Origin of the sequence: Algihabitans albus (genome assembly GCF_003572205.1) — a bacterium.
Lineage (GTDB): Bacteria > Pseudomonadota > Alphaproteobacteria > Kiloniellales > DSM-21159 > Algihabitans > Algihabitans albus.
Genome location: NZ_QXNY01000002.1, coordinates 534,958 through 558,610, shown reverse-complemented (window position 1 = coordinate 558,610; position 23,653 = coordinate 534,958). Strand labels below are relative to the sequence as shown.

22 protein-coding genes are annotated in these 23,653 nt (G+C 65.7%); 12 read left to right on the top strand and 10 right to left on the bottom strand.

Annotated features, from left to right (window positions below; genetic code table 11):
• Positions 1-5: 5 nt before the first annotated feature.
• Positions 6-1,049 carry a dienelactone hydrolase family protein gene (locus DBZ32_RS04230; protein WP_162906552.1) on the bottom strand — a complete coding sequence of 348 codons (1,044 nt, stop codon included), beginning with the start codon at positions 1,047-1,049 and terminating at the stop codon, positions 6-8.
• Between the two features lie 383 nt (positions 1,050-1,432).
• On the opposite strand from DBZ32_RS04230, the gene DBZ32_RS04225 reads away from it, so the two are divergent.
• The 3 genes from DBZ32_RS04225 (at position 1,433) to DBZ32_RS04215 (ending at position 4,007) form a co-directional block, all read left to right on the top strand.
• Positions 1,433-2,041, top strand: a complete 609-nt coding sequence (locus DBZ32_RS04225) for a biotin transporter BioY (RefSeq protein WP_119165841.1) — start codon at positions 1,433-1,435, stop codon at positions 2,039-2,041.
• Between the two features lie 131 nt (positions 2,042-2,172).
• The gene (locus tag DBZ32_RS04220; RefSeq protein WP_119165840.1) at positions 2,173-3,126 is read left to right on the top strand and encodes an alpha/beta hydrolase; all 954 of its coding nucleotides are present in this window, start codon (positions 2,173-2,175) and stop codon (positions 3,124-3,126) included.
• Between the two features lie 47 nt (positions 3,127-3,173).
• Positions 3,174-4,007, top strand: coding sequence for an alkaline phosphatase family protein (locus tag DBZ32_RS04215; protein ID WP_162906551.1), 834 nt, complete (start codon positions 3,174-3,176; stop codon positions 4,005-4,007).
• 50 nt (positions 4,008-4,057) lie between these two features.
• Here DBZ32_RS04215 and DBZ32_RS04210 read toward each other — a convergent pair whose 3' ends face one another.
• From DBZ32_RS04210 to DBZ32_RS04185, 6 genes are all read right to left on the bottom strand, one after another.
• Entirely contained in the window at positions 4,058-4,459 is a 402-nt protein-coding gene (locus DBZ32_RS04210) for a hypothetical protein (RefSeq protein WP_162906550.1), read from the bottom strand.
• Entirely contained in the window at positions 4,452-5,849 is a 1,398-nt protein-coding gene (locus tag DBZ32_RS04205) for a DUF7453 family protein (RefSeq protein ID WP_119165837.1), read from the bottom strand. Before DBZ32_RS04205 ends, DBZ32_RS04210 begins: the two co-directional genes overlap by 8 nt.
• A gap of 184 nt (positions 5,850-6,033) precedes the next feature.
• A complete protein-coding gene (locus tag DBZ32_RS04200; RefSeq protein WP_119165836.1) occupies positions 6,034-6,759 on the bottom strand; it encodes a fumarylacetoacetate hydrolase family protein in 726 nt (241 codons plus the stop codon).
• Between the two features lie 16 nt (positions 6,760-6,775).
• Complete coding sequence (locus DBZ32_RS04195; protein WP_119165835.1) at positions 6,776-8,275, bottom strand: aldehyde dehydrogenase family protein; 1,500 nt, start codon at positions 8,273-8,275, stop codon at positions 6,776-6,778.
• Between the two features lie 87 nt (positions 8,276-8,362).
• The gene (locus DBZ32_RS04190; protein WP_119165834.1) at positions 8,363-9,889 is read right to left on the bottom strand and encodes a malonate--CoA ligase; all 1,527 of its coding nucleotides are present in this window, start codon (positions 9,887-9,889) and stop codon (positions 8,363-8,365) included.
• Positions 9,886-10,617: a GntR family transcriptional regulator gene (locus tag DBZ32_RS04185; protein WP_235830041.1), complete on the bottom strand. Its 732-nt coding sequence runs from the start codon at positions 10,615-10,617 to the stop codon at positions 9,886-9,888. Before DBZ32_RS04185 ends, DBZ32_RS04190 begins: the two co-directional genes overlap by 4 nt.
• Positions 10,618-10,895: 278 nt before the next feature.
• Between DBZ32_RS04185 and dctP the strand changes: the two genes are divergently transcribed.
• From dctP to DBZ32_RS04150, 7 genes are all read left to right on the top strand, one after another.
• Positions 10,896-11,891 (top strand): TRAP transporter substrate-binding protein DctP, encoded by a 996-nt coding sequence (gene dctP, locus DBZ32_RS04180; RefSeq protein ID WP_119165833.1) that lies wholly within the window; start codon positions 10,896-10,898, stop codon positions 11,889-11,891.
• 95 nt (positions 11,892-11,986) lie between these two features.
• Positions 11,987-12,547 (top strand): TRAP transporter small permease, encoded by a 561-nt coding sequence (locus DBZ32_RS04175; RefSeq protein WP_119165832.1) that lies wholly within the window; start codon positions 11,987-11,989, stop codon positions 12,545-12,547.
• A 15-nt stretch (positions 12,548-12,562) separates the two neighbouring features.
• Positions 12,563-13,894 (top strand): TRAP transporter large permease, encoded by a 1,332-nt coding sequence (locus DBZ32_RS04170; protein ID WP_119165831.1) that lies wholly within the window; start codon positions 12,563-12,565, stop codon positions 13,892-13,894.
• An 11-nt stretch (positions 13,895-13,905) separates the two neighbouring features.
• The gene (locus DBZ32_RS04165; protein WP_119166343.1) at positions 13,906-15,384 is read left to right on the top strand and encodes a malonyl-CoA decarboxylase; all 1,479 of its coding nucleotides are present in this window, start codon (positions 13,906-13,908) and stop codon (positions 15,382-15,384) included.
• 117 nt (positions 15,385-15,501) lie between these two features.
• A complete protein-coding gene (locus DBZ32_RS04160; RefSeq protein WP_119165830.1) occupies positions 15,502-16,680 on the top strand; it encodes a type III PLP-dependent enzyme domain-containing protein in 1,179 nt (392 codons plus the stop codon).
• Positions 16,681-16,690: 10 nt separating this feature from the next.
• Positions 16,691-17,554 carry an alpha/beta fold hydrolase gene (locus tag DBZ32_RS04155; RefSeq protein ID WP_119165829.1) on the top strand — a complete coding sequence of 288 codons (864 nt, stop codon included), beginning with the start codon at positions 16,691-16,693 and terminating at the stop codon, positions 17,552-17,554.
• 33 nt (positions 17,555-17,587) lie between these two features.
• Positions 17,588-18,625, top strand: coding sequence for a YheT family hydrolase (locus DBZ32_RS04150; protein WP_162906549.1), 1,038 nt, complete (start codon positions 17,588-17,590; stop codon positions 18,623-18,625).
• On the opposite strand, the gene hemB is transcribed toward DBZ32_RS04150, so the two are convergent.
• The gene (hemB, locus tag DBZ32_RS04145; RefSeq protein ID WP_119165827.1) at positions 18,583-19,635 is read right to left on the bottom strand and encodes a porphobilinogen synthase; all 1,053 of its coding nucleotides are present in this window, start codon (positions 19,633-19,635) and stop codon (positions 18,583-18,585) included. The two genes, DBZ32_RS04150 and hemB, sit on opposite strands and share 43 nt — an antisense overlap.
• A 151-nt stretch (positions 19,636-19,786) precedes the next feature.
• On the opposite strand from hemB, the gene DBZ32_RS04140 reads away from it, so the two are divergent.
• Complete coding sequence (locus DBZ32_RS04140; protein WP_119165826.1) at positions 19,787-20,887, top strand: TRAP transporter substrate-binding protein; 1,101 nt, start codon at positions 19,787-19,789, stop codon at positions 20,885-20,887.
• A 52-nt stretch (positions 20,888-20,939) separates the two neighbouring features.
• Positions 20,940-21,527: a GNAT family N-acetyltransferase gene (locus DBZ32_RS04135; protein WP_208539095.1), complete on the top strand. Its 588-nt coding sequence runs from the start codon at positions 20,940-20,942 to the stop codon at positions 21,525-21,527.
• Between the two features lie 9 nt (positions 21,528-21,536).
• On the opposite strand, the gene DBZ32_RS04130 is transcribed toward DBZ32_RS04135, so the two are convergent.
• Both DBZ32_RS04130 and DBZ32_RS04125 read right to left on the bottom strand, forming a co-directional pair.
• Positions 21,537-22,079 carry a cysteine hydrolase family protein gene (locus DBZ32_RS04130; RefSeq protein WP_119165825.1) on the bottom strand — a complete coding sequence of 181 codons (543 nt, stop codon included), beginning with the start codon at positions 22,077-22,079 and terminating at the stop codon, positions 21,537-21,539.
• Between the two features lie 86 nt (positions 22,080-22,165).
• A complete protein-coding gene (locus tag DBZ32_RS04125) occupies positions 22,166-23,503 on the bottom strand; it encodes an O-acetylhomoserine aminocarboxypropyltransferase/cysteine synthase family protein (protein ID WP_119165824.1) in 1,338 nt (445 codons plus the stop codon).
• Positions 23,504-23,653 lie beyond the last annotated feature (150 nt).

Here is a 23,653-nt window from a genome sequence, read left to right as displayed (position 1 = left end):
CTCGGTTATCGGGTGGCGAAGAAGACCTGCTCCAGGAAGGTCGCGAAATCGGCGTTGGAACGGCTGCGCACCGCGTCGTCCCGCCCGATCATGTACCCTCCGCTGTCCGTGCAGAGGCCCAGCGACGTCTGGCGCAGCAGCCGGTTCAGCATGGGCAGGAAGGTGCTGCGGTCCCAGGCGACGCCGTCTTCGTCGACCCGGAAGCTGCAGGGGGCGAGGTTGCGCCCGATTGTACGGGGTCCCTGGAAACGACCGTCCCACTGGTGCACCGCGCCTGGGTAGACGATCCGTTCGACGCTGCTGCCGCCGGCTTCCAGGTCACCCGCGATTTCGGCACAGCGGTCGGGATCGACGATGGCGTCGCCGTCGCCCCAGAGCATCAGAAGCGGCGCGCCCGTAGTCTCCGTTCGGGCGAAGCGGGCGATACAGGGGGCGTAGAAGGCGACGTGCCCTGCGAAGCGCCGGCCGTTGAGTGATAAGGCTTCGGCCACCTGGCTGTAGAGGGCGAAAGTGCTGGCCATGCCGCCGTAGGAGAAGCCGGTCAGCACCACCCGATCTGCATCGACCTCCGGCCGCGACTCCAGATAGGCCAGGGCGGCGTAGGCGTCGGCCACCAGCATCACCTCGGTGATTTCCAGCAGCCGTTCGACGAAGCCGGCGGCGCGATCCCGCCGTGCGGCGAAGGAATCGACCACCAAAGCGGCAACGCCCAGACTGGCAAGCTGTCGGGCATAGGTGGGCTCGCGCGTCGAGATGACGCCGCCGGCACCGTGCAGAAGGACGACGGCAGGCACGGGTGCGTCGGCTGAGGCCTCCTGGGGCAGGTAGAGGCGGCCCACAGCCTCCTCCGGCGGGGCGGAAGCGGCGTCCGCCAGGGTGTAGGGGCTGCTGCTGGGGAAGGCGATGGCCGTGCCGTCTGGACCGCCGAGATCGTCGAGATCCGGCCACAGCGCGGGCAGCCGCGGTTCCGCCGCGGCAGTCGGGCGCGCGTCCGTGAAGAACCCTAACAGCAGAATGGGCAGGAGCAAGGCGAGCAGTCGGTGCGGCATGCAAGCCATATGGCGCGGTTGCGCTGGTTCGGCAACGTTCGATCGCCGCTGCACGTCACGGAGTCCTCGAGACGCTGTCGGTTCACGGAATATTTCAATCTAATACACAAAGAATTCACTTTAACATATTGATTTTACTTATTTTTGAGCGAAGATATCCGAGTTAATAATTGTGACAATACAGGCGCCTTTGCGCAAAAACCATGACGTCTTGCCTTCAACTTGCTATAGCAAATTCGTCCGGCACGCGGCCGGGTCCAGATAAACAAGAAGCAAGCAAGAGTCTGACGGACCGGCGGACGGTCGTGCACAGAAAATAAAAGGCAGGCGGTTCTGGCACCGACCTGTCGGGAAGCCCGGAATAGGGAAGGAGCGAGCCACTCATGGCACATGCTGGAATCGCACAAGACACCTTTGCCAGCGCAACGTTGGTGAATTCCCTCTGGCCGGTGGAGGAGCGCGCCCAGCGGTTGGGCCGCGATTTGGTGCTGGCGCTGCTGGGGGCGGCGATCCTGACGATCAGCGCCAAAATCCAGATGCCGATGTTCCCGGTGCCGATGACGATGCAGACCTATGTCGTGATGGTGATCGCCATGGCATACGGCTGGCAGTTGGGGCTGGCAACCGTCGGTCTCTATCTGGCCCAGGGCCTCGTCGGCCTGCCGGTCTTCGCGACGGGTGGGGGATTTGCCTATTTTGCCGGGCCGACCGGCGGCTATCTGATCGGTTTTCTGGTCGCGACCCTTGCGATGGGATGGCTGGCCGAACGCGGCTGGGACCGTCGTCTTCTGCTCGTGATCCCCGCTGTCACGCTGGGAACCGTCATCTTCTTCCTGTGCGGTGTCGCCTGGTTGTCGGTCCTCATCGGCTTCGACAGGGCCCTGGAGGCTGGGCTCCTGCCGTTCGTACCGGGGGCGGCGGCCAAGCTGGTCTTGGCGGCGGCGACCGTGCCGGCGGCCTGGCATTTCGTGAAGCGCTTCCGCGAAACCTGACATCGCCCCAAGATGCGTAGACTTCGGAGAAGGTCCGGCCATCGCGCCGGGCCTTTTTCTGTCGGGAAGGGCTTGGCCGGATCGAGTTGGGCTGGCTAGGTTGGGAAGCCATTGCAACTGTCGGCGCAGGCATGACACTCGACCTCGAAATCCAGCAGTTCATCGCCCTGTCGGAGGCCGCTTTTCCGCCGGATTTCGCGACACTGGCGCTCGAAGAACAGCGCCTCCGCTATAGCGAATTGTGCCGCCGTTTCGCCGGTCGCAGACCTCAGGGCTTGTCGGTTCGAGACCTCGACGCGCCTGGCCCGGCGGGCGATATTCGCCTCAGACTGTACCGTCCCGAGGCTGTCGAACGGCCCGGCGTGCTGCTCTACTTTCACGGCGGTGGCTATGTCTTCGGCGACCTCGACAGCCACGATGCCGTCTGTGCCGATCTGGCTGCGGGCAGCGCCGCCGCCGTGCTGTCGCTCGACTACCGCCTCGCGCCCGAGCATCGCTTTCCGGCTGCCGTCGAGGATGCGCGTGCCGGCCTGACCTGGCTTCTGCAAACCGCCGCTGACCTCGGTTTGGACCCCAGGCGGATTGCCGTCGGCGGTGATTCGGCGGGCGGCAACCTGGCAGCCGGACTTTGCTTCTGGGCGTGCGCGCAGGATCTGGCGCCCTTGGCCGGGCAGCTTCTGATCTATCCGGACCTGGGCTTGGCCTTCGAAGATCCGCAGCGCTGCCGAACGCCGGATGCGCCGGGGCTCAGCCGGGCCGACATGCGCCACTACCACGAAAGCTGGCTGGGGAGCGCGACGACCGGAGAGCCCTCTGCTGCCCCGCTCTTGAACCGAGACTACGCCGGTTTGCCGCCGACCTTCGTTCAGGCGGTGCAGTACGATCCCTTGCGGGACGATGCGGAGGTCTATGCGGAGCGTTTGTCTGCCGCAAGAGTCTCCGTTCGTCTCGACCTGCAACCCGGCCTGATCCACGGCTACCTGCGTGCTCGCGGCATGAGCGCTGCCGCCAGACGGGCCTTCGCTGTCGTGGTTTCGGCGCTCGCGGATACGATCGGTCATTCAGCCGTCACCTCCGCTCGTTAGTGTCCGACCTTGCAATGTTGGAAGACTCGGCAAAGGACGCCCGCCGCATGGTTCGACAGAAAGTCATCCTGGTCATGATCGATGCGTTGGGCGATGCGGTGGCGCGCGCGCAGTGCGGTTATCTGATGGCCTTGGTCGAGGCCGGTCAGGCGCGCCTCTGGCGCATGCAGTCGGTGCTGCCCAGCCTGTCAATGCCGGCCTATACGTCGCTGCACAGCGGCACGCCTCCGGCGGAGCATGGTCTGGTCTCCAACGACCTGGAGGTCATGGCGCCGGTACCTCACGTCTTTTCCATCGTGCGCGAGGCGGGCGGGGTCACGGCGGCCGTGGCCGAACGGCTCTATGCCCTGCTGTTCAACGCCGCGCCCTTCGACGACGTCGAGCACCTGGAGGTGGTGGAAGGTGCGGGCTGGGTGACGCATGGCTGCTTCTACACCGAGGTCCGGCATACCCGCTTCAACCCCAGCATGCTCGGCGACCACGATATCTGTAACAGCGCGACTTTGCTGGTCCGCCGTCACGCGCCGGACTACCTGCTGGTCCATTCCGCAGCAGCCGACGCGGTCGGCCATACCTTCGGCGCGGACTCCTTCGAGTACCGGCACCAGGTCTGGAACATGGACAATGAGCTGGCCCTGGCGATTCCGGTCTGGCGCGCGGCGGGCTATCGGGTGCTGGTCACCTCCGACCATGGGATGAGCGCCGAGGGCCGCCACGGCGGGGCCGAGGAGGGCATGCGCCCAGTGCCCTTCTGGGACATCTGCGGCCGGGAGGGCGGCGAAATGCCCGAGACCGTCAGCCAGCTCGCGGTCGCTCCGACCATCCTCGAGATCATGGGCCTGCCAATCCCCGAGACGATGCGCGGCGTGTCGCTGGTTTAGGGGAGGACAGGCCCCGGGCAGGTGCGGTGCGGTCCTCGGGGAAGGGCCGATCAGTTCTGGGGCGGCGGCGTAACCGTCAGACCGCAGGTGGTTTCGTCACCCAGGTAGTAGAGGTGATTGCGGCCGTCGCGCGTGATCAGCGAGAAGGTCATGATGTCCTGGATGCGCGAAGGCGCGAAGCTGGTCACCGCACCGTGCTCGATGATCGTCTGGCCGCCCTGGTAGCAGACGAAACGCGCCTGAAAATCTTCCGGTATCTGAGATTGGAAGAAGGGATCCTGTTCGGCTCCCGGCTCTGGCTGGCTGTTCTGTGCCACCGCTGCGCCCGGCGACATGGCCAGAAGCAGCGCGACGGTCAGGCTGTACCATACGCGCGACCCCGCGCCTCGCGACCACCGTAGCCTGGAGCCGGCGGCGGTCCGCGCTCTGGCCGCCGATCCGCTCTCAAGCACCGAACGACGCCCGGCGATAACGGCGAAGGAGGCCGAGGCCAAGCAGTGCCGTGGCGAAGAGCGGCAGGGCCGCCGGCACGGGCACGACGGCCGGACTGTCCGACAGGGCCGCCGTGAAGATCCCGCTCGTGCCGTCGGTAAAGCGCGCGAAAAAGGCGATTCCGCCGGCGTCGTTGAAGGCGCCCGCGAAAGACAGAGCGCTGATGGTCCGAAAGTCGCCGCCGCCGATATCGAACAGGTCGCCCTTTCGAACGACGAGCCACAGGCCGCCTCCGGTTTCGGCGAAGATACCCCCGTCGTTCATGCTGGTGACGCCGACGCCGGTCAGGGCGGCCTGAAACGCTGTCTCGCCGTTGGCATTCAGGCTGGGGGCGTCAAAGGAGGCGAAGACGGCATCGGTGCCGGGCGCGGCGTCGCCCTTACGCGCCACCAGGCGGAGGCCGCCGCTCGACTCGCTGAAGATGCCCTCATCGTTCGCGCGGGTGACGCCAGTGCCGGTCAGGGCGGCCTGAAACGCTGTCTCGCCGTTGGCGTTCAGGCTGGGGTCGCTAAGGCTCAGGAAGGTCGCGGCCGTGTCGGGCGCAGGATCGTTTTCGCGCGCTACCATCCTTAGGCCGCCGCCGGTCTCGGCGAAAATGGCCCGCTCGTTCGCGCGGGTGACGCCCGCGCCCTCCAGGCTGGCGCGAAACGCCGTCTCGCCGTTAGCGTTCAGGCTGGGGTCGCCGAGGCCAAGGCTGCGGAACGTCAATGTCGTGCCGGGCACAGGGTCCCCCGTTCGCGCCACCAGGCCCAGGCTGCCGCCGGACCCGCTGAAGATGCCCTGACCTTTCGCGAAGCTGCCGCTCAGGAAGCCTACAAACGCCGTCTCGCCGTTAGCGTTCAGGCGGGGCGTTTGAAAAGAGTTGAAGGTCTCGGTCGTGCCGGGCGCTGCCTCGCCCTTACGCGCCACCAAGCCCAGTCCGCCGCCGGTTTCGGCAAAGACCGCCTGATTGTTGGAGAAATTTGCGCCTGAGCCCCTAAGCGATGCCACAAAAGCCGTCTCGCCGTTGGCGTTCAGGCGGGGGGCGGAGCTAAACTCGTTGAAGGTCGCGGTCGTGCCGGGCGCGACATCGCCTTTACGTGCCACCAGGCCCACGCTGCCGCTGGACCCGCTGAAGATGCCCTGATTGTTCGCACCACTGGTGCCTGGGCCGGTCAGGGTGGCACGAAACGCCGTCTCGCCGTTGTCGCTCAGACTGGTGGGGAGATTAATTCTGGAAAACGTCCCGGTCGTGCCGGGCGCGGTCTCGCCCGTCAATGCGACTTTACTGAAGTCGTAGACGGCGGCGCCGGCCGGAGTTCCCAGCATCACCAGCATGCCTGAAACCGCCATAAGTGCCTTGAGTTTCATTTGGAGCCCCCCGTTTTCCCGCCGTGCCCCGCCATACGGACGATTTATAAAATTTGATTAACATGCCATCTAAGGGGAGTCACCTGCAAAAGTTGCAAAACTTTCCGCGAAGACTAGTTTTCCAACGGAGTGGCCGTGGCTTGCAGGTGCAGTCGGACCGAGGCGCTGGGGTCGGCGGAACGAGCTAGTCGCTGGCGCCGCCGGATCCGAGCAAGGTTGCGTCCAGCCGTCCGACACTCTCAATTTCGCAGGCGATCTGCGCCCCTACCTGCAGCGGCCCGACCCCGGCTGGGGTCCCAGTGAAAATCAGATCGCCCGGCGCCAGGGTCCAAAGTTTGGAAAGCTCGGTCAGGATCTCGGGAGTCTTCCAGATCATCTGAGCGAGGTCGCCGTCCTGCCGAAGCTGACCGCCGACCGAGAGCGCGATGCGACCCTTCGTTGGATGGCCGATCCGCTCCACCGGTACGATCTCGGAGCAGGGGGCCGAGCCGGCGAAGGCCTTGGCCGAGTCCCAGGGGCGCCCCAGCTTTTTCGCCTCGGCTTGCAGGTCGCGGCGGGTCAGGTCGACGCCGACGGCATAGCCGTAAACCAGGTCGAGCGCGCTGTCCGTCGTGAGGTTCCGGCCGCCCCCGGCGAGAGCCACCACCAGTTCGACTTCGTGGTGCAGATCCCGGGTTGCCGACGGATAGGGCAGGGCAGCGCCGGGCGGCACCACGGCCTCTGGCGGCTTGGTGAAGAAGAAGGGCGGTTCGCGATCCGGGTCGTGCCCCATCTCGCGGGCATGGTCCGCGTAGTTCCGGCCGACGCAGAAGATGCGATGCACCGGGAAGCGCTCGGCCAGGCCGCGCACGGGCAGACTGACCACTGGCGCCGGGTGGAAGATGTATTCGTTCAAGTCGACTTCGGTCATGTCGCGGGAACCGCCCTCACTCCATGTTGAAGATGATGGTCTTCTTGTAGGTGAAGTTCTCCAGCATGGCCTCCAGCGAGGCTTCCTTGCCGAGACCCGACTGCTTGATACCGCCGTAGGAAAGGTTCGGCATGACCACCAGGTTCTGGTTGACCTGGACGAAGCCGGCCTCCAGCCGCTTGGTCGCGTCCAGCGCGGTCTTGAGGTCGCTGGTCCAGATCGTGGCGGCGAGACCGTAGACGCTGTCGTTGGCCGCCGCGATCACCTCCTCGTAGTCGTCGAAGGCGATCACGCAGGTCACCGGGCCGAAGATCTCCTCCGTGATCAGGCGGGAGTCCGCCGGCAGGTCGGTGAAAATCACCGGCTGTACGTAGTAGCCGCGCGACAGGGCTTCGTCCGCCGGGATCTGCGAACAGAGGTGCGCCGTTCCCCCCTCGGCCTTGCCCTGGGCGATGTAGGACTTCACCCGCTCGAACTGCTGCTGACTCACGATGGTCCCGATGTCGGTCGCTTCGTCCAGCGGATCGCCCATCACCATGCCGTCGACCTTGGCTTTGAGTCTTTCGACGAAGGCGTCGCGCAGGTTGCGCTGCACGAAGATCCGGCTGGAGGCGGTACAGGATTGGCCCTGGCGGGTGAAGCGCATGCCGGCGGCGGCACCGGCGACGGCCCTGTCCAGGTCCGCGTCGGCCATCACGATCATCGGCGACTTGCCGCCCAGCTCAAGGGTCACCGGGATCAGCTTCTCGGCGGCGGTGCGGTAGACCGCCTTGCCGGCCTCCACCGAGCCGGTGAAGGTGATCTTGCCGACCTTGGGGTGAGCGACCAGCGGCTGGCCGCACTCGGGTCCGAAGCCGGACAGCAGATTGAACAGGCCCTTGGGGAGGACTTGGTTCATGATCTGACAGACCCGCAGGACCGCGTAGGGCGCCTCCTCGGCCGACTTGACCACCACGGCGTTGCCCGCGACCAGGGCCGGCGCGATCTTGAAGGCCATCAGCATCATCGGGACGTTCCAGGGGATGATCGCCCCGACCACCCCGATCGGCTCGCGGGAGGTCACAGTCAGCATGTTCGGATCGAAGGGAACGGACTCGCCCTTCAACTCGCTGGCCAGTCCGCCGTAGAAGACGAAGGCGTCGGCCAGAACGCCCGCCTCGACCCGGCTTTCGGTTCGCAGGGCCTTGCCGGTCTCCAACGCCACCAGCTTGGCCAGCTCTTCCTTGTGCTGCTCCAGCAGGCGACCGCACTCGACGATCAGCTTACCGCGCTCGCGGGCGGGAGTTTCGGCCCAGGCCTTTTGGGCGCGGACGGCAGCCTCGACGGCGCGGGCCACGTCCTCGGCGTCGCCTTCGGCGGTCTGGCCGATCACCTGCAGGTTGGCGGGATTGACGACGTCGAAGGTGCCGCCGCTTGCGGCAGGCACAAGGGCGCCGTCGATCAGGTGCTTGCCCTCCAGTTCGCGCACCAGCGCGCGGGGGTCGGTCTGAGTCACCAAGGTGGAAGCGTCGGGCATGGGGCGTCTCCCGTTAAAGCGTTTCTATCTTTACGGCTGTTCAAGCGCAGACGGCACGCCAGCGCAAGTGCGGCGTCCGGATGGCTGCTAAGCGGTCCCGAAGGTCTCGCCGTAGGCTTGGCGCAGCTCGGCCTTCTGGACCTTGCCCATGGTGTTGCGCGGCAGGTCCTCGACGAAGAAGACGCGCTTGGGCACCTTGAACCGGGCGAGGTCCTTGGCGCAGGCTTCGATGATCGCGTCCTCGGCGATTTCGCCGCAGCGCTTGACCACGGCTGCGACCGCCTCGCCGAAATCGGGATGGGGCAGGCCGACGACCGCGGACTCCGCGACACCGGGCAGAGCGTCGATCACCAGCTCGATCTCTTTCGGATAGACGTTGTAGCCGCCGGAGATGACCAGGTCCTTGGCGCGTCCGACGATGTGGACGCAGCCCTTGGCATCGATCTTGGACATATCGCCGGTGATGAAGAAACCGTCCGCGCGAAATTCCTCGGATGTCTTCTCAGGCATCTTCCAGTAGCCCTTGAAAACATTCGGACCCTTGACCTCCAGGACGCCGATTTCTTCGGCGCCGAGCTGTCTGCCATCCTCGTCCGCGACGCGCACCTCGACCTCGGGCAGCGGGAAACCGACGGTTCCGGCGCGACGCGGCCGCTCCTCCGTTTCGCTGTAGGGGTTGGAGGTGATCATGCCGCATTCGGTCATGCCATAGCGCTCCAGGATGCGCTGGCCGGTCCGCTGCTCGAAGGCCTCGAAGGTTTCTTCCAGCAGGGGAGCGGAGCCGGACACGAAGAGGCGGACGCCGGAGGCCACCTCCTTTGTGAAGCCCACCTCGGCCAGCAGGCGCACGTAGAAGGTCGGCACGCCCATCATCACGCTGCAACTCGGCAGCAGTTGGATCGCGCGTTCGGCATCGAACTTGGGCAGGAAGACCATTTCGCTGCCGTTTGCCAGAGTGGTGTTGATCGCGACGAAGAGGCCGTGGACGTGGAAGATCGGCAACATGTGCAGCAGCCGGTCGCCCGGACGGAACCCCCAGATCTCCTTCAGCGCCAGGGCGTTGGAGCTGAGGTTGCCATGGGTCAGCATCGCTCCCTTGGAGCGCCCGGTGGTGCCGGAGGTATAGAGGATCGCGGCCAGTTCGGCGGCGGCGGCGGGATGGCTCTCGGCCAGGGGTTCGAGACCGGCCGCGGCTTCGGTCAGGCTGCCGCCGCCTTGGGCGTCCATGGTGTGGACATGGGAAACGCCGCTTTTCTCGGCAATCTCGCGGAGAACCGCTTCGCTCTCGGGTCGACAGACCACCAGCGCCGGCGTGGCATCGCCCAGGAAGTAGGCGATCTCGGCGCCGGTATAGCCGACGTTGAGCGGCAGGTAGACGGCGCCCATCTTCATGACGCCCAGATAGAGGAAGACGGCATTGGCCGACTTGTCGGTCTGCACCGCGACGCGGTCGCCCGGCTTCACGCCCAGTTCGCTCAGCAGTCTTGCGTAGCGGCCGGCCTGTGTCTCCAGATCGGCATAGCTGAGGAGGCGTCCGTCCTCCAGCTGCATTACCGGTTTTGTGCGGTCTTTCGGAAAGTTCTCGGCCAATAGGTCGTAAAGGTTTTCACTCATCCTGCGGTCCGTCGCTTGCTCTCTTTGCTGATGCTGTCTTCGCCGGTAGTGGCTCGACCCTCCGTCATCTGGCTGTCGCCGTAGGGCAGGGTGGAGAGGAAGTCGGTGAAGGCGCCGCCCTGGACGGTTACATGCCTGCGGAGGAGCCGTTCGGCCTCGTCGGCATCGCCGGACAGCAGGGCACTCACCACCTGTTCATGCTCCGCGAAGCTGTCGGCCAGCCGCCCGGCGCGACGCAGCTGGATGCGGCGGTAGGGCGTCAGGCGCTGGCGCAGGGCGCGCGTCTGCTCGGCCAGGAAACCGTTGTGGCTGCCGGCGTAGATCGCCTCGTGGAAATCCAGGTTGGCGGCGTAGTAGGCGTCGGGATCGTTTTGACGAACGAAGCGGCGGGTGTCCTCATGCAGCCGCTGCAGTTCGGTCCGTTCGTGCTGGCCCATGCGTCGGGCGGCCAGACGGGCGCAGAGGCCCTCCAGCTCGGCCATGACCTCGAACATCTCCACCATACGCTTCAGACCGAGTTCCGCGACCGTTGCGCCCTGTCGCGGCCGAATCTCGACCAGACCGCTTGCCGAGAGTTGCATCAGCGCTTCGCGAACCGGCGTGCGCGAGACCTGAAAGCGTTCCGCCAGACGAACTTCGTCCAGCCGCGCCGCCGGCGCCAGCCGACCGGTCACGATTTCCTGTTCCAAGCTTTGCCGGATGCGGTCGGCCCGCCGTTCCGCCGCCACAACGGCCTCCTTCTGGCAAATCTGCCGTGTGCCGTCGTTGACGGACTCGCACGCGGCGAAGAATTTCTCGATTGGCAGATATACATGACCGACTGCTTTGCATACAAGGTTTGCGCTCTTGTATACAAGAAGCTACGATCCTGGTGCTGCCGCGTCTTTGCAGAACCTGCGCTATCTCACGCGCCAGCGGTTGCACAGGGACAAAAACCGCCCGTCGTCCGAAAGAGCGCGCAGATCGCTCTGGCCGGCGGGCGCCGAAAGCAAAGGAAAGGGAGGACATGTACAAACATCTCACCGCCGCCGCCGTGGCGGCCCTGCTCGCCACCAGCGGCCTGACCGGCCAGGCCGAGGCCCAGACCACGCTGCGCTTGTCGCACCAATGGTCGACCTCGGACGTCCGGCACCAAGTCGCCGAGATCATCAAGACTCATGTGGAGGAGGCTGGCGTCGATCTGTCGATCCAGATCTTCCCGACCCAAAGCCTCTTCAAGGCGCGCGAGCAGTGGCAGCCGACCAGCCGCGGCCAGCTCGACATGACGGTCTTTCCCTTGGCCTATGCCGGGGGCATCCACCCGGAATTCAACCTGACTCTCATGCCGGGTCTGGTGAAGAGCCACGACCATGCCGCTCGGCTCAACGACTCTCCCTTCATGGATGCGATCAAGCAGATCGCCGAGGATGACGGAGTCAGAGTGCTTGTCGACGGCTACCTCGCCGGCGGTTTCGCCGGAAAGGAGAGCTGCATCACCTCGCCCGACGACGTGCAGGGCTTGCAGACCCGTGCCGCCGGCAAGGCCTTCGAGCAGATGTTGGCCTCGGCGGGCGCCTCGATCGCCTCCATGGCCTCCTCCGAGATCTACAACGCCATGCAGACCGGCGTGCTCGACGCGGCCAACACCAGTTCCTCCAGCTTCGTGTCCTTCCGGATCTACGAACAGGTCGCCTGTTTCACACCGGTGGCCGACTACGCGCTCTGGTTCATGTATCAGCCCGTCCTCATCTCCGAGCGTAGCTGGGGGCGGCTGAACGACGACCAGCGCGCGGCGCTGGAGGCCGGCGCGGAGAAGGCCGAGGCTTTCTACTTCGAGGAAGCCAAGAAGCAGGACGCCAATGCACGCCGCGTCTTCGAGGAAAACGGCGTCGAGATCTCGCTGATGACCGAAACGGAGTTCAACGCCTGGCGCGAGATCGCGGCAGAGTCCTCCTACGAGGCCTTCATCGAGAGCGTGCCCGACGGTCAGCGCCTGCTCGATATGGCGCTTTCGGTCGAGTAGTTAGTCCGCGAGCAGGGCGGCCCGGCTTGCGTGGTCTCCTCGCCGGGCCGCCGTGCGCGCCCTACTGATCCCGTGTCCCCGAAGGTCGTTTTCCGATGGTGGTTTTTTTCCGTCTCGTCTCGCGGATTTCACTCGTCAGCGGCGTTCTCGCCGCCTCGATGATCGCGGTCTCGATTCTTGTGGTCTGTCAGATGGTCTATCTGCGCTACGTCGAGAACGCCTCGACGGTCTGGCAGACTGAGTTCGTGACCTACTGCATGCTGGCCGCGACGCTGATCGGCATGCCCTACGTGCAGAAACTGCGCGGGCATGTGAACGTCGACCTCCTGCCGATCTACCTGCGCGGCCGCGCGCGCTACGCTCTTGCGGTCGGAACCTATCTGCTGTCGCTGGCGGTCTGCCTGCTCCTGACCTTCTACGGTTTCGAGATGTGGCACGAGGCCTGGGTGGGAGGCTGGACGTCCGACACGGTTTGGGGCGTCCCCCTGGACATTCCCTATGCGGCACTGCCCCTGGGGTTCGGATTGATGTCTCTGCAGTACATCGCCGACCTCTTGGCGCTCGTGACCGGCCACGCCAGGCCCTTCGATCTTCCCGACGACGCGCTGGGCGCGGCGGCCGCGGCCGAGCGCGTGACGCGCGATCTGCCGCGCTGAGCCGGAGCTGATTCCATGGAACTCGATCCGCTGACGCTCGGTGTGCTGGTCGCTCTGGCCACCATCCTGGTTCTCTTCTCCGGTATCTCGGTCGCCATGGGCCTGATCGTGGTGTCGGTCGGCTTCATCTGGGTCTTCGACTGGAACGGATGGTTCTCGGTCACGCTGCTGCCGGAGATCCTCTTCGGCAAGCTGAACAACTTCGCGCTGCTCTCGATCCCTATGTTCATCCTGATGGGCGCGGCCGTGGCCTCCAGCCGTGCCGGCAGCGATCTCTACGAAGCGCTGGAGCGCTGGCTGACCCGCGTGCCCGGCGGGCTGGTGGTGTCCAATCTGGGCGCTTGCGCCATTTTCTCCGCCCTCTCCGGATCTTCGCCCGCCACCTGCGCGGCCATCGGCAAGATGGGCATCCCCGAGATGCGCAAGCGCGGCTACCCCGACACCGTGGCCGCCGGATCGATCGCCGCCGGCGGCACGCTCGGCATTCTGATCCCGCCGAGCGTCACCATGATCGTCTACGGCATCGCGACGGAAACCTCGATCGGGCGGCTCTTTCTGGCCGGAGCCCTGCCGGGCCTGATGCTGGTCGGGCTCTTCATGGCTTGGTCGATCTACGATACCTGGCGCAACGGTGCGACCGAGGTGTTGACGCCGACGGTCTACAGCTGGGCGGAAAAGTTCTCGGCCCTGCCGCGTGTGGTTCCCTTCATCGCGATCATCCTCGGCGTGCTTTTCGCGCTCTACGGCGGCGTCGCGACCCCCTCCGAGACGGCAGCCGTCGGGGCCTTGCTGGTCATCGTGGTGGCGGTCGTCGTCTACCGCATGTGGCAGGCCCAGGCGCTCTGGGTTGTTCTGCGCGACTGCACCAAGGAATCGGTGATGATCCTGTTGATCATCGGCGCGTCGGGGCTGTTCAGCTACATGCTCTCCAGCCTCTTCATCACCCAGTCGATCGCGGAGTGGATCACCCAGCTCGACGTTAACCGCTGGGTGCTGATGCTTGCGATCAACGTCTTCCTGCTGATCGCGGGCTTCTTCTTGCCCCCCGTGGCGGTGATCCTGATGGCGGCCCCGATCCTGCTGCCCATCGTCGCCGCCGCCGGTTTCGACCCCTATTGGTTCGCGGTGGTTCTGACGATCAACATGGAGATTGGCCTGATCTCTCCTCCTGTTGGTCTCAATCTTTATGTTATCAATGGCATCGCCCCCGACATCAAACTGCAAACGATCTTGAAAGGATCGTTGCCCTACGTTGGCTGTATGGTGGTCGCGATCCTTCTTCTCTGCGTCTTTCCGGGAATCGCGACCTGGCTCCCGGATTTGGTGATGGGCCCGGCGATCAAGTAGCGGTGGCGGTTATGACCACGAGCGATCAGCAGCAGGCGGTCAAGGAAGGCTTCTTCGAACGCGCCTTCGGGAACGTGTCCAGCGCTTGGCGCGATATCGCCGCCACGGCCGCCCGCACGGTGGGCGTGACTTCACCGGCCGAGGCCGCGCGCAATCCCGACGCTTTGGAAAAGCTGATGGCGGACTGCCTGAAGGCACGCGGCGGCGAAGTCGCGGCGCGCGGGCGGGCGGCGGAACTGGGACGCATCTACCTGCAGCTTGAAGAAGAGGGACGGCATCTGTTCCTCGAGGTCTTGGCGACCCGCTTCGCCGTGGATCGAACGGCGGTCGAAACGGCCATGGCGGACTATGCCGCCGCAGCGGACGAAGAGGCCCGGCTGACCGCGCAGTTCGCATTGCGTCAAGCCTTGGTTCCGCCACGGGTCAAGCTCCTGACCCAGTTCAACGGGCTGCCCGAGGGTGTCAAGTTCCTGGCGGATCTGCGCGCCGACCTCTTGCCGATCGCCAAGCAGGACGCCTACCTCAGCGGGCTGGACAGCGATCTGCACGAGCTGCTGACTTCCTGGTTCGATGTCGGGTTTCTCGACTTGCGGCAGATCGACTGGTCGTCTCCGGCGTCGCTGTTGGAGAAGCTGATCGCCTACGAGGCGGTGCACGAAATCCGCTCCTGGGACGATCTGCGCAACCGGCTCGATTCCGACCGGCGCTGCTTCGCGCTGTTTCACCCCCGCATGCCGGACGAGCCGCTGGCCTTCATCGAAGTCGCCCTGACGAAGGGGATCGCCGGCTCCGTGCAGGCTCTGCTCGACGAGCAGGCGCCGCTATCCGATCCGAGGGATGCGAATACGGCGATCTTCTACTCCATTTCCAATACCCAGCGCGGTCTTCAGGGCATCTCCTTCGGCGACTATCTGATCAAGATGGTCGTACGCGAGCTTTCGGGCGACTTCCCGAACCTCAAGGTTTTCGCCACCCTGTCCCCCGTGCCGGGTCTGCGCAAATGGCTCGATACGCTGGATGCCGAAGTGCTCGAACAGGCCATGAGCGAAGAGGAGCGGGGCGGTCTGCGGGCACTCGGCGGCAGCGACGCGACCGAGGAGGCGTTGCGGGCTGTCCTGGAGGCTCCCGAATGGGCGCAGGACGCGGTCACGACGAAGGCGCTGGAAGGTCTTTTGACCCGAATCGCCGCCCGGTATTTCACCGAAACCCGCGAAGACGGCCTGCCGCTCGATCCGGTCGCGCGTTTTCATCTGCGCAACGGAGCGCGCCTGGAGCGGATCAACTGGCTGGGCGACACCGCACCCAAGGGCCTGCGGCAATCCGCCGGGATCATGGTAAACTACCGCTACATCCTCGACGATATCGAGAAGAACCACGAGTCCTTCGTCTCGAAAGGGACGGTGGTCATGAGCGCCGATGTGAAGGCGCTGGCGAAGCGCGCGCGCGAAAGCGGCGGCGGCGCGGCCTTGCGCCGCCTGAGGCTGGGGTAGCTCCGCACCGATCGCGTTGCCTTCTGCCTTCCCCACTGCGTCTCTCTGCGGGGTTGCGTCGCTCCCGGTAAAGGCTCATCAAGGCAGGCCCGATGCCCAGCTTGAGGGTCCTTCCACATGTCCCAGCGCCGGAGCGCTCGAAACGTCAGCTACGTGGATGCCGAGGCCGTGGCGCGCGCGCTGTCGCCCAGCTATCCTGTCTACCTGCTGCGTCCACATCAGTTGGCGGCGAACGCGCGGGCCTTTCTGGATCGTTTCTCCGGCTCGGTGCTCTATGCGGTCAAATGCAACCCGCACCCCCAGGTGCTCCGCGCGCTCTACGACGCCGGTATCCGCCACTTCGATACGGCGAGCCTGCCGGAAATCGCGCAGGTCTCCGAAGCCTATCCCGACGCACGGACCTACTTCATGCACCCGGTCAAGGGACGGGCCGTCATCCGCACGGCCTATGAGGTCTACGGCGTACGGCACTTCGTGATCGACCATGCCAGCGAGCTGGAGAAGGTGCTGGAAGAGACGCGCAAGGGGCTGCCCGAGGAGCTGGTCGTCATCGTTCGGCTCACGACGCCGCCGGCGGCCGGAACGCTCTATCACCTGGCCGCGAAGTTCGGCTGTTCCGAAAGCGAGGCGGTGGCGCTGCTGCGGCAGGCCCGCACCGCCGGCTGCCGCGTCGGTCTGGCCTTCCATGTCGGCAGTCAGTGCCGCACGCCCGGAGCCTACGGAACGGCCCTCGACATCTGCGGGCGGGTCGCCGCGGAAGCGAAGGTGGAACTGGCCTGTCTCGACGTCGGCGGCGGCTTCCCGGCGGACTACGTTGAGATGGTCGCGCCGCCCTTGGAACTCTATCTCGACGAGGTGACGCGCGGCTTGACAGCAAACGGCTTCGACGGCGTCGAGGTGTTTTGCGAGCCGGGGCGCGCTCTGGTCGCCTCCGGTTGCTCGTTGCTGATTCAGGTACAGCTGCGCAAGAACGACCAGCTCTACGTGAACGACGGCATCTACGGCAGCCTGTCGGAGATGGTGGATGCCGGGATCCGCCTGCCGGTGCGTCTGGTTCGCCCGGACGGCCCGACACCCAGCGCCGAGGAGCGGGACTTCATCGTCAACGGCCCGACCTGCGATTCTCTGGACGTCTTGCCTCAGCGCTTCCGCTTGCCGGCCGACGTACGTGAGGGCGATTGGATCGAAGTCGATCAGATCGGCGCCTACTCCAACGCATTGGCCACACATTTCAACGGCTTCTATCCCGAGACCTTCGTCGTGGTGGAAGACGCGCCGCTTGCGCGCGGCCAGTAGGGAGGCGGCAATGGAGCCGAAGGAAAGCCGCGTCCAAGGCCTGTCGGCTAGCGGGTTCCACCGGATCGCCTACCGCGACTGGGGGCCGCGCGACGCGGGGCGCACGGTGGTCTGCGTCCACGGCCTGACGCGCAACGGGCGCGACTTCGACGCCTTGGCCGCCCACCTGGCTCAGGCGGGTTGGCGAGTGATCTGTCCGGATGTGGTGGGGCGCGGCGACAGCGACTGGCTGGGCAATGCCGCGCACTACGGATACGCCCAGTATCTACAGGACATGACGGCCTTGCTTGCCCGCCTCGATGTGGAGGAGGTGGATTGGATCGGAACCTCCATGGGCGGTTTGATCGGCATGATGCTGGCGGCCTGCCGCGGACATCCCATCAAACGCCTGGTGGTCAACGATGTGGGACCTCTGATCCCCAAGGCGGCGCTGGAGCGCATCGCCGAATATGTCGGCCAGACCTGGGCCTTCGCCGATCTGGCCGAGGCCGAGCGACATGTTTGCAAAGCCTATGGCGGCTTCGGCGATCTCACGGCCGCCCAGTGGGCCAAGCTGACACGGGATTCGCTGCGCCCGGGTCCCGATGGCGGCTACCTGTCGAACTACGATCCGGGGATCGGCGCCCCCTTCGTCGGACAGCCGCTGAAGGACGTGGATCTCTGGGCCACCTGGGATGCGATCTCCTGCCCGGTTCTGCTGTTGCGGGGCGCCCAGTCGGATCTGCTGAGCACCGAGACGGCGGCCGAGATGAGGCGGCGCGGCCCGCCGACCCGGCTTGTCGAGATCCCGGGCGCGGGGCATGCGCCGGCGCTGCTCAGCCCTTTCGAGTTCGCGGCGATCCGGGATTGGCTGGACGAGACGGCTGCGCGGTAAACGCTGTCTGGCCGACGACACGCCCGTCCGGGCGTGACGGGGGAGGCGCTGTACCCGGTCGCCAGCGATGCTATCTCCTATCCCATGCTGTCGGACTTCCACGCGCGCGCGCCCTGGCTTAACGGCGACCTCCAGACCCTGCGCAACACCTTGGTGCGCCCCAAGTTCGATCTTTCGCCTTGGCCGGAGCGAAGATTGGAGTTCGATCTGGGCGACGGCGATCGTCTCTTGGCGAAGCTGCATCGGCCGTCGGAGCCAGGCGAGCGGCCCATCCTGCTGCTGATCCACGGCCTCACCGGCTGCGAGGACTCGACCTATCTGAGGGCCAGCGCAGCCCACTTTCTGCGTCTTGGCTATCCGGTTGTGCGTCTCAACCTGCGGGGTGCGGGGCCCGCCCGCCCACTTGCGGAGGGTCACTATCATGCCGGCCGCTCGGACGATCTTCGCCGCGGCCTCGCCGTTCTGGCGGACCAGGTGCCGGAGGCCGCCGTGGGCGTTGCGGTCATGGGCTATTCGCTGGGCGGCAACATGCTGCTGAAGCTCCTGGGCGAGGGCGGTCTGCCGCTGCCGATCCACGCGGCCGCGAGCGTCTCCGCACCTGTGGACCTCAAGGCGACCCAGGTGCGGATGATGCAGCCGCGCAACTGGGTCTATCACGGCTATCTGTTGCGACGGATGAAGGCGGAAAGCACCGCCGCTCCAGAGGTATTGGCCGCCGTGCGGAGCGTTTGGGAGTTCGACGAGAGAGTTGTCGCGCCGGCCAACGGTTTCGCCGGTGCCGAGGACTACTACGCGCAGTCCGCCGCAAAGGGCTACTGGCGCGGCATCCGTGTACCGACATTGATCGTGACGGCGCTCGACGATCCCTGGATTCCGGGGGAGAGCTACCTGCGCCAACGCTGGAGCGAGAACCGCCATCTGACGCTGCTGACGCCCAAGCAGGGAGGCCATGTCGGTTTTCACGGACGGGGCAGCCGAACGCCCTGGCACGATCGCTGTTTCGAGGCCTTCCTTGGGGAGGTCGCGCGTCAGCCGGCGCGCAGTCTTTCCGCCGCTTCGATGGCGAAGTAGGTGAAGATCCCGTCGGCACCGGCGCGCTTGAAGCTCAGCAAGGCTTCCATCATCGCCCGATCGCCATCGATCCAGCCCTGCAGGCCGGCACCTCTGATCATCGCGTACTCGCCGCTGACCTGATAGGCGAGGGTGGGGACGGCAAAGGTTTCCTTCACGCGGCGGATGATGTCGAGATAGGGCATGCCCGGCTTGACCATCACCATATCCGCGCCCTCGTCGAGATCGAGGGCGACCTCGCGCAGCGCTTCGTCGGAGTTGGCGGGATTCATCTGATAGGTCTGCTTATCGCCCTTGAGCGCCGCGCCCGAGCCGATGGCCTCGCGAAAGGGGCCGTAGAAGGCGCTGGCATACTTGGCGGCATAGGCGCAGATCGCGACGTCCTGATAGCCCTCGACATCCAGGCGGCGGCGGATCTCGCCGATGCGCCCGTCCATCATGTCCGAAGGGGCGACCAGATCGCAGCCGGCCTCGGCCTGGACCAGGGCCTGACGACAGAGAATATCGATCGTCTCGTCGTTCAGGATCCGGTCGCCGTGGACGATCCCGTCGTGACCGAGCGCGTTGAAGGGGTCGAGCGCCACGTCGCAGATCACGCCGAGATTGGGCGTCTCCGCCTTGATCTTGCGCACGGCGCGGCAAATCAGGTTTTCGGGGTCGACGGCCTCGTCGCAGGCGGCCGTTTTCTTATCCGGTTCGACATAGGGAAAGAGCGCGACGGCCGGAATCCCCAGCTCGGCGGCACGGCCGACAGCGTCGGACAGCTCCGCGAGCGAGACGCGTCGCACCCCCGGCATCGACGGAATTTCCGCCTCCACGCAACTTTCGTCGCGCAGGAAGATGGGCCAGATCAGATCGTCGATGCCGAGCCGCGTTTCGGCAACCAGTCTGCGGGTCCAGCCGTGGGTCCGATTGCGGCGCAGCCGAAGCTGAGGATAGGCGCCGGTCACGGCGGCCGTCGGCTGTGCCGTGACCGTCTGGCGCAGAAAGGTAGGGCTGTCCTCCGGCATCGATCTTTCCACCGCACTCGTTGTGTGTGCTTGTTGCTTGACGGGTGAGGATAGGCCTCTCCCCGCCGTTGCTCAAGTGATGGCGCAAGATCCGGCATCCGGGCAAGATGCCGCGCAGAGAGCCGAATTGCCGGAATCGAGGAGCGAGCCGATGCCAACAACCCGTCGTACTTTTCTGACCACTGCCGGAGCAGCCGCGACCGGAGCGACCGCGACGGCGGGCCTGGCTGCTCCCGCGCTGGCCCAGTCGGCGCCTCGAAAGCTGACCATGGTCACCGCTTGGCCAGCCAACGCGCCGGGCGTCGGCGTCAACGCCAACCGCTTCGCCGAACGGCTGCGAAGACTGTCCGGCGGCCGCCTGGAGATCGACTTCTTTGCCGCCGGCGAATTGGTGCCGCCCTTCGAGGCCTTCGATGCGGTCCGCGAGGGCACCGCCGACCTCGCCCATGCCACGCCCTACTACTGGGTCGGTAAATCGCAGGCTCTACACTACTTTACCGGCGTACCCTTCGGCATGACGGCCGTCGAGTTCGCGGCCTGGCTGCGCTTCGGCGGCGGTCAGATTCTCTGGGAAGAGGTTTACCAGCCGCTCGGCGTGTTGCCGTTCTACGCTGGCTCCTCCGGAACTCAGGCCGGCGGCTGGTTCAACACGGAGATCACCAGCGTCGAGGACTTCCAGGGATTGAAATTCCGCATCGCGGGGCTGGGCGGCGAGGTCCTGCGGCGGCTCGGCGCGGCTCCGGTGCTGACACCGCCGGGCGAGATCATGCCGGCCTTGGCGACGGGCACGGTCGACGGCGCCGACTGGATCGGCCCCTGGAACGACATCGCCTTCGGTCTGCACCGCTTCGCCAAATACTACTACATGCCGGGCTTCCATGAGCCGGGACCGAGTCTGGAGGTCATCTTCAACGCCGCGGTCTTCGCGTCCCTGGAACCGGATCTGCAGGAGGCGATACAGACGGCGGCCTCCGCGACGGCCTTGGAAACCCTGGCGGACTTCACCTACCACAACGTGGTGGCTTTCCAGACGTTGCTCGACGAGCACGGCGTGGAGATCCGCCGCTTCCCGGATGCTGTCGTGGAGCGGCTGGGCGAAGAGAGCCGCCTCGTTCTGGAGGAGGTCGCGGCGAGCGATTCTCTCACGGGGCGGGTGCATGACAGCTATATGGACTTTCTGGCCCAAGCTCGAGCCTACGGACCCCACGGCGAGCAAGGCGTTTTGAACATGCGCAGCTTGGCGGCCGGCTGACGGCCTAGGACATGTTCAAGCCAAGAAAACCGTCGTATCTCCGGCGGGCTGCGTGACCGTGGCACAGGACCCGGACGACGGGATCGTGCCGCGGCTGGAAACATCGCGCCTGCTTCTGCGAGGACACCGGCGCAGCGACTTCACGGAGAGCGCGGCCATGTGGGCCGACCCGAAGGTGGTCGTGCAGATTTCCGGGACGCCGTCTTCTCGGGAAGACTCCTGGTCGCGCCTTCTGAGATACAGGGGCCACTGGTCCTGGCTTGGTTTCGGCTACTGGGTCGTCGAAGCCAAGGAGGGTGGGCGTTTTCTCGGGGAAGTCGGTTTTGCCGACTACCGCAGAGCCATGAGGCCGTCGCTTGAAGGCATGCCGGAATCCGGCTGGGTCCTGAAGAGCGCGGAGCACGGCAAGGGCTTCGCCACCGAGGCGGTATCCCGCATTCTCGACTGGGCGGGTGGCCGCCCAGGGTTCGAGAAGACGGTCTGTATCCTGGCTCCGGAGCATGTCGCATCGATCGCTGTGGCGCGAAAAGTGGGGTACGCGGAAGAGACGATGGGAACCTACCGGGGCCAACCCACGCTGGTCATGTCGCGATCCGATCCGGCCGCACCGGATGTGACCGGGTCTATGCCGGCCCGGTGATCCGGCGGTTCAGAGGAACGCGGCACTTTCCACAACCTCGGTCTTCTCGCGTCTCATATCAGCGAGACTGCGAGCATGAACCTCCTCGGCGCGTTGCAGGTCGCCGCCCGGACCGTGCTGGTCGAAGGTTGCGCAAGCGTCGGCGACGACCTGTGTCGCATACCCCAGACCCTTGGCCGCCTGCGCCGTCGCGGCGATCGAGTTGTCCGTCACGAAGCCGCAGATCGCCAGGGTCTGCGCTCCCGCACCGGCGAGCAGGCGCGACAGTGACGTGCCGGCGAAGGCTGAGGGCGCCGACTTCCAGAGCAGCCATTCCTCGGCTTGCGGCAGGGCCTCCGGCTTGGTCGCACTGCCCGGCCCCTGGAAGGTCGAGGTCTCCTCTCCCGGCAAGTGGTGAGCATGGATCACCGGCGCGCCGGCTGAGCGCCAAACGGAGAGAAGACTGGCGATGATCGCTTCGGCCTCGGGATTGTTGCGACGGCCCCAGCGGGGATCATCGAGCGCGGCCTGTGCGTCGATGACGAGAAGCGTCGGCGGTTGCAACCGGTTCATGGGCGAGCTGTCCTGTAAGGCGCAGGGAGAGTGATGAGAGGCACCGAAAGGGGCGGCCGAAACGGCCACCCCGTCGGAACCCGCATCTATTCGGCCGCTGCGGCGGTCTGCGCACAGGCTGCCGCCAGGCCACGGTCGAGGTCGGCGAGGATATCGTCGATATGCTCGATACCGACCGACAGACGGACGTAGCCGGGGGTGACACCGCTCGCCAGTTGCTCCTCCGCCGTCAATTGCGAGTGCGTGGTCGTTGCCGGATGGATGGCCAGGGAGCGCGCGTCGCCGATGTTGGCCACATGGTAGAACAGCTCCAGGCCTTCGATGAAGTTCCGCCCGGCCTCGGCCCCATCCTTTAACTCGAAGCCGACCAAGCCCCCAAAGCCGCCGCGCAGATAGGTCTCGGCGCGGCGTTTCTGTTCGGCGTCGTCATGCAGCCCCGCATAGGTGACCGACAGGACGGCGGGGTGATCCCTGAGGTACTCGGCCACCGCCAGGGCGTTGCGGCTGTGCTCGCGGATGCGCAGCGGCAGCGTCTCCAGACCCTGCAGGAACAGGAAGGCGTTGTGCGGGGTCATGGCGGCACCGAGATCGCGCTGCAGGGTGACCCGAGCTTTGATGATGTAGGCGATGGGCCCCAGCGGCTTGACCGCCTCCGTCCAGACCGCTCCGTGATAGCTGGGGTCCGGTTGGGTCAGAAGCGGGAAGCGCTCGGCATGGGCTTCCCAGTCGAAAGTCCCGCCGTCGACGATCAGGCCGCCGACCGAGGTGCCGTGCCCGCCGATCCACTTGGTCGTCGAGTAGATGACGATGGCCGCGCCCTGCTCGAGCGGCTTGCAGAGCAGCGGAGCCGCGGTGTTGTCGACGATCAGCGGCACGCCCAATTCGCGTCCGATCGTCGCCACCTCCGCGATGGGAAAGACGGTCAGCTTCGGGTTCGGCAGGGTTTCGGCATAGTAGGCGCGGGTTTTTTCGTCTGTAGCGCGGCGAAAGTTCTCCGGGTCGCTCGGGTCGACGAACCGGACTTCGATTCCTTGGGTCGCGAAGGTGTTGGCGAAGAGGTTCCAGGTGCCGCCGTAGAGGTCCGTCGAACTGACGATATTGTCGCCGGCCTGGGCGATATTCTGGATCGCCAGGGCGCTGGCGGCCTGGCCGGACGAGGTCGCCAGAGCGGCGGCACCGCCGTCGAGAGCCGTGATGCGCTTTTCCAGCACGTCCACGGTCGGGTTCATGATGCGGCTGTAGATATTGCCGAGCTCCTTCAGGGCGAAGAGGTTCTCGGCGTGCTGGGTGCTGTCGAACTGATAGCTGGTGGTCTGATAGATCGGCACCGCGACCGCTCCGGTGGCCGGGTCGGCCCGCCAGCCGGCGTGCAGAACCTGAGTCTCCGGGTTGCGTGAGGTCACGGTCTTGGATTGGTCGCTCATATCTTCTACTCCCTGTGGACGCCCGCCGAGGGCGTGCGCAGCTAATGGTTCGGCGATCCGCGCTGCCGGTTGTCCGGACGCAGGTCGTCGAGCGATGGCGAGGGGCCCACGAGGGGTGGCGCTTTAGCTTTTGATGACCCGGAGCAAGCT

Bases quoted from the DNA above. Each gene is read 5' to 3' on its own strand.
- DBZ32_RS04230 (WP_162906552.1), bottom strand. From the start codon at position 1,049: ATGCCGCACCGACTGCTCGCCTTGCTCCTGCCCATTCTGCTGTTAGGG.
- DBZ32_RS04225 (WP_119165841.1), top strand. From the start codon at position 1,433: ATGGCACATGCTGGAATCGCACAAGACACCTTTGCCAGCGCAACGTTG.
- DBZ32_RS04220 (WP_119165840.1), top strand. From the start codon at position 2,173: ATGACACTCGACCTCGAAATCCAGCAGTTCATCGCCCTGTCGGAGGCC.
- DBZ32_RS04215 (WP_162906551.1), top strand. From the start codon at position 3,174: ATGGTTCGACAGAAAGTCATCCTGGTCATGATCGATGCGTTGGGCGAT.
- DBZ32_RS04205 (WP_119165837.1), bottom strand. From the start codon at position 5,849: ATGAAACTCAAGGCACTTATGGCGGTTTCAGGCATGCTGGTGATGCTG.
- DBZ32_RS04200 (WP_119165836.1), bottom strand. From the start codon at position 6,759: ATGACCGAAGTCGACTTGAACGAATACATCTTCCACCCGGCGCCAGTG.
- DBZ32_RS04195 (WP_119165835.1), bottom strand. From the start codon at position 8,275: ATGCCCGACGCTTCCACCTTGGTGACTCAGACCGACCCCCGCGCGCTG.
- DBZ32_RS04190 (WP_119165834.1), bottom strand. From the start codon at position 9,889: ATGAGTGAAAACCTTTACGACCTATTGGCCGAGAACTTTCCGAAAGAC.
- dctP (WP_119165833.1), top strand. From the start codon at position 10,896: ATGTACAAACATCTCACCGCCGCCGCCGTGGCGGCCCTGCTCGCCACC.
- DBZ32_RS04175 (WP_119165832.1), top strand. From the start codon at position 11,987: ATGGTGGTTTTTTTCCGTCTCGTCTCGCGGATTTCACTCGTCAGCGGC.
- DBZ32_RS04170 (WP_119165831.1), top strand. From the start codon at position 12,563: ATGGAACTCGATCCGCTGACGCTCGGTGTGCTGGTCGCTCTGGCCACC.
- DBZ32_RS04165 (WP_119166343.1), top strand. From the start codon at position 13,906: ATGACCACGAGCGATCAGCAGCAGGCGGTCAAGGAAGGCTTCTTCGAA.
- DBZ32_RS04160 (WP_119165830.1), top strand. From the start codon at position 15,502: ATGTCCCAGCGCCGGAGCGCTCGAAACGTCAGCTACGTGGATGCCGAG.
- DBZ32_RS04155 (WP_119165829.1), top strand. From the start codon at position 16,691: ATGGAGCCGAAGGAAAGCCGCGTCCAAGGCCTGTCGGCTAGCGGGTTC.
- hemB (WP_119165827.1), bottom strand. From the start codon at position 19,635: ATGCCGGAGGACAGCCCTACCTTTCTGCGCCAGACGGTCACGGCACAG.
- DBZ32_RS04140 (WP_119165826.1), top strand. From the start codon at position 19,787: ATGCCAACAACCCGTCGTACTTTTCTGACCACTGCCGGAGCAGCCGCG.
- DBZ32_RS04130 (WP_119165825.1), bottom strand. From the start codon at position 22,079: ATGAACCGGTTGCAACCGCCGACGCTTCTCGTCATCGACGCACAGGCC.
- DBZ32_RS04125 (WP_119165824.1), bottom strand. From the start codon at position 23,503: ATGAGCGACCAATCCAAGACCGTGACCTCACGCAACCCGGAGACTCAG.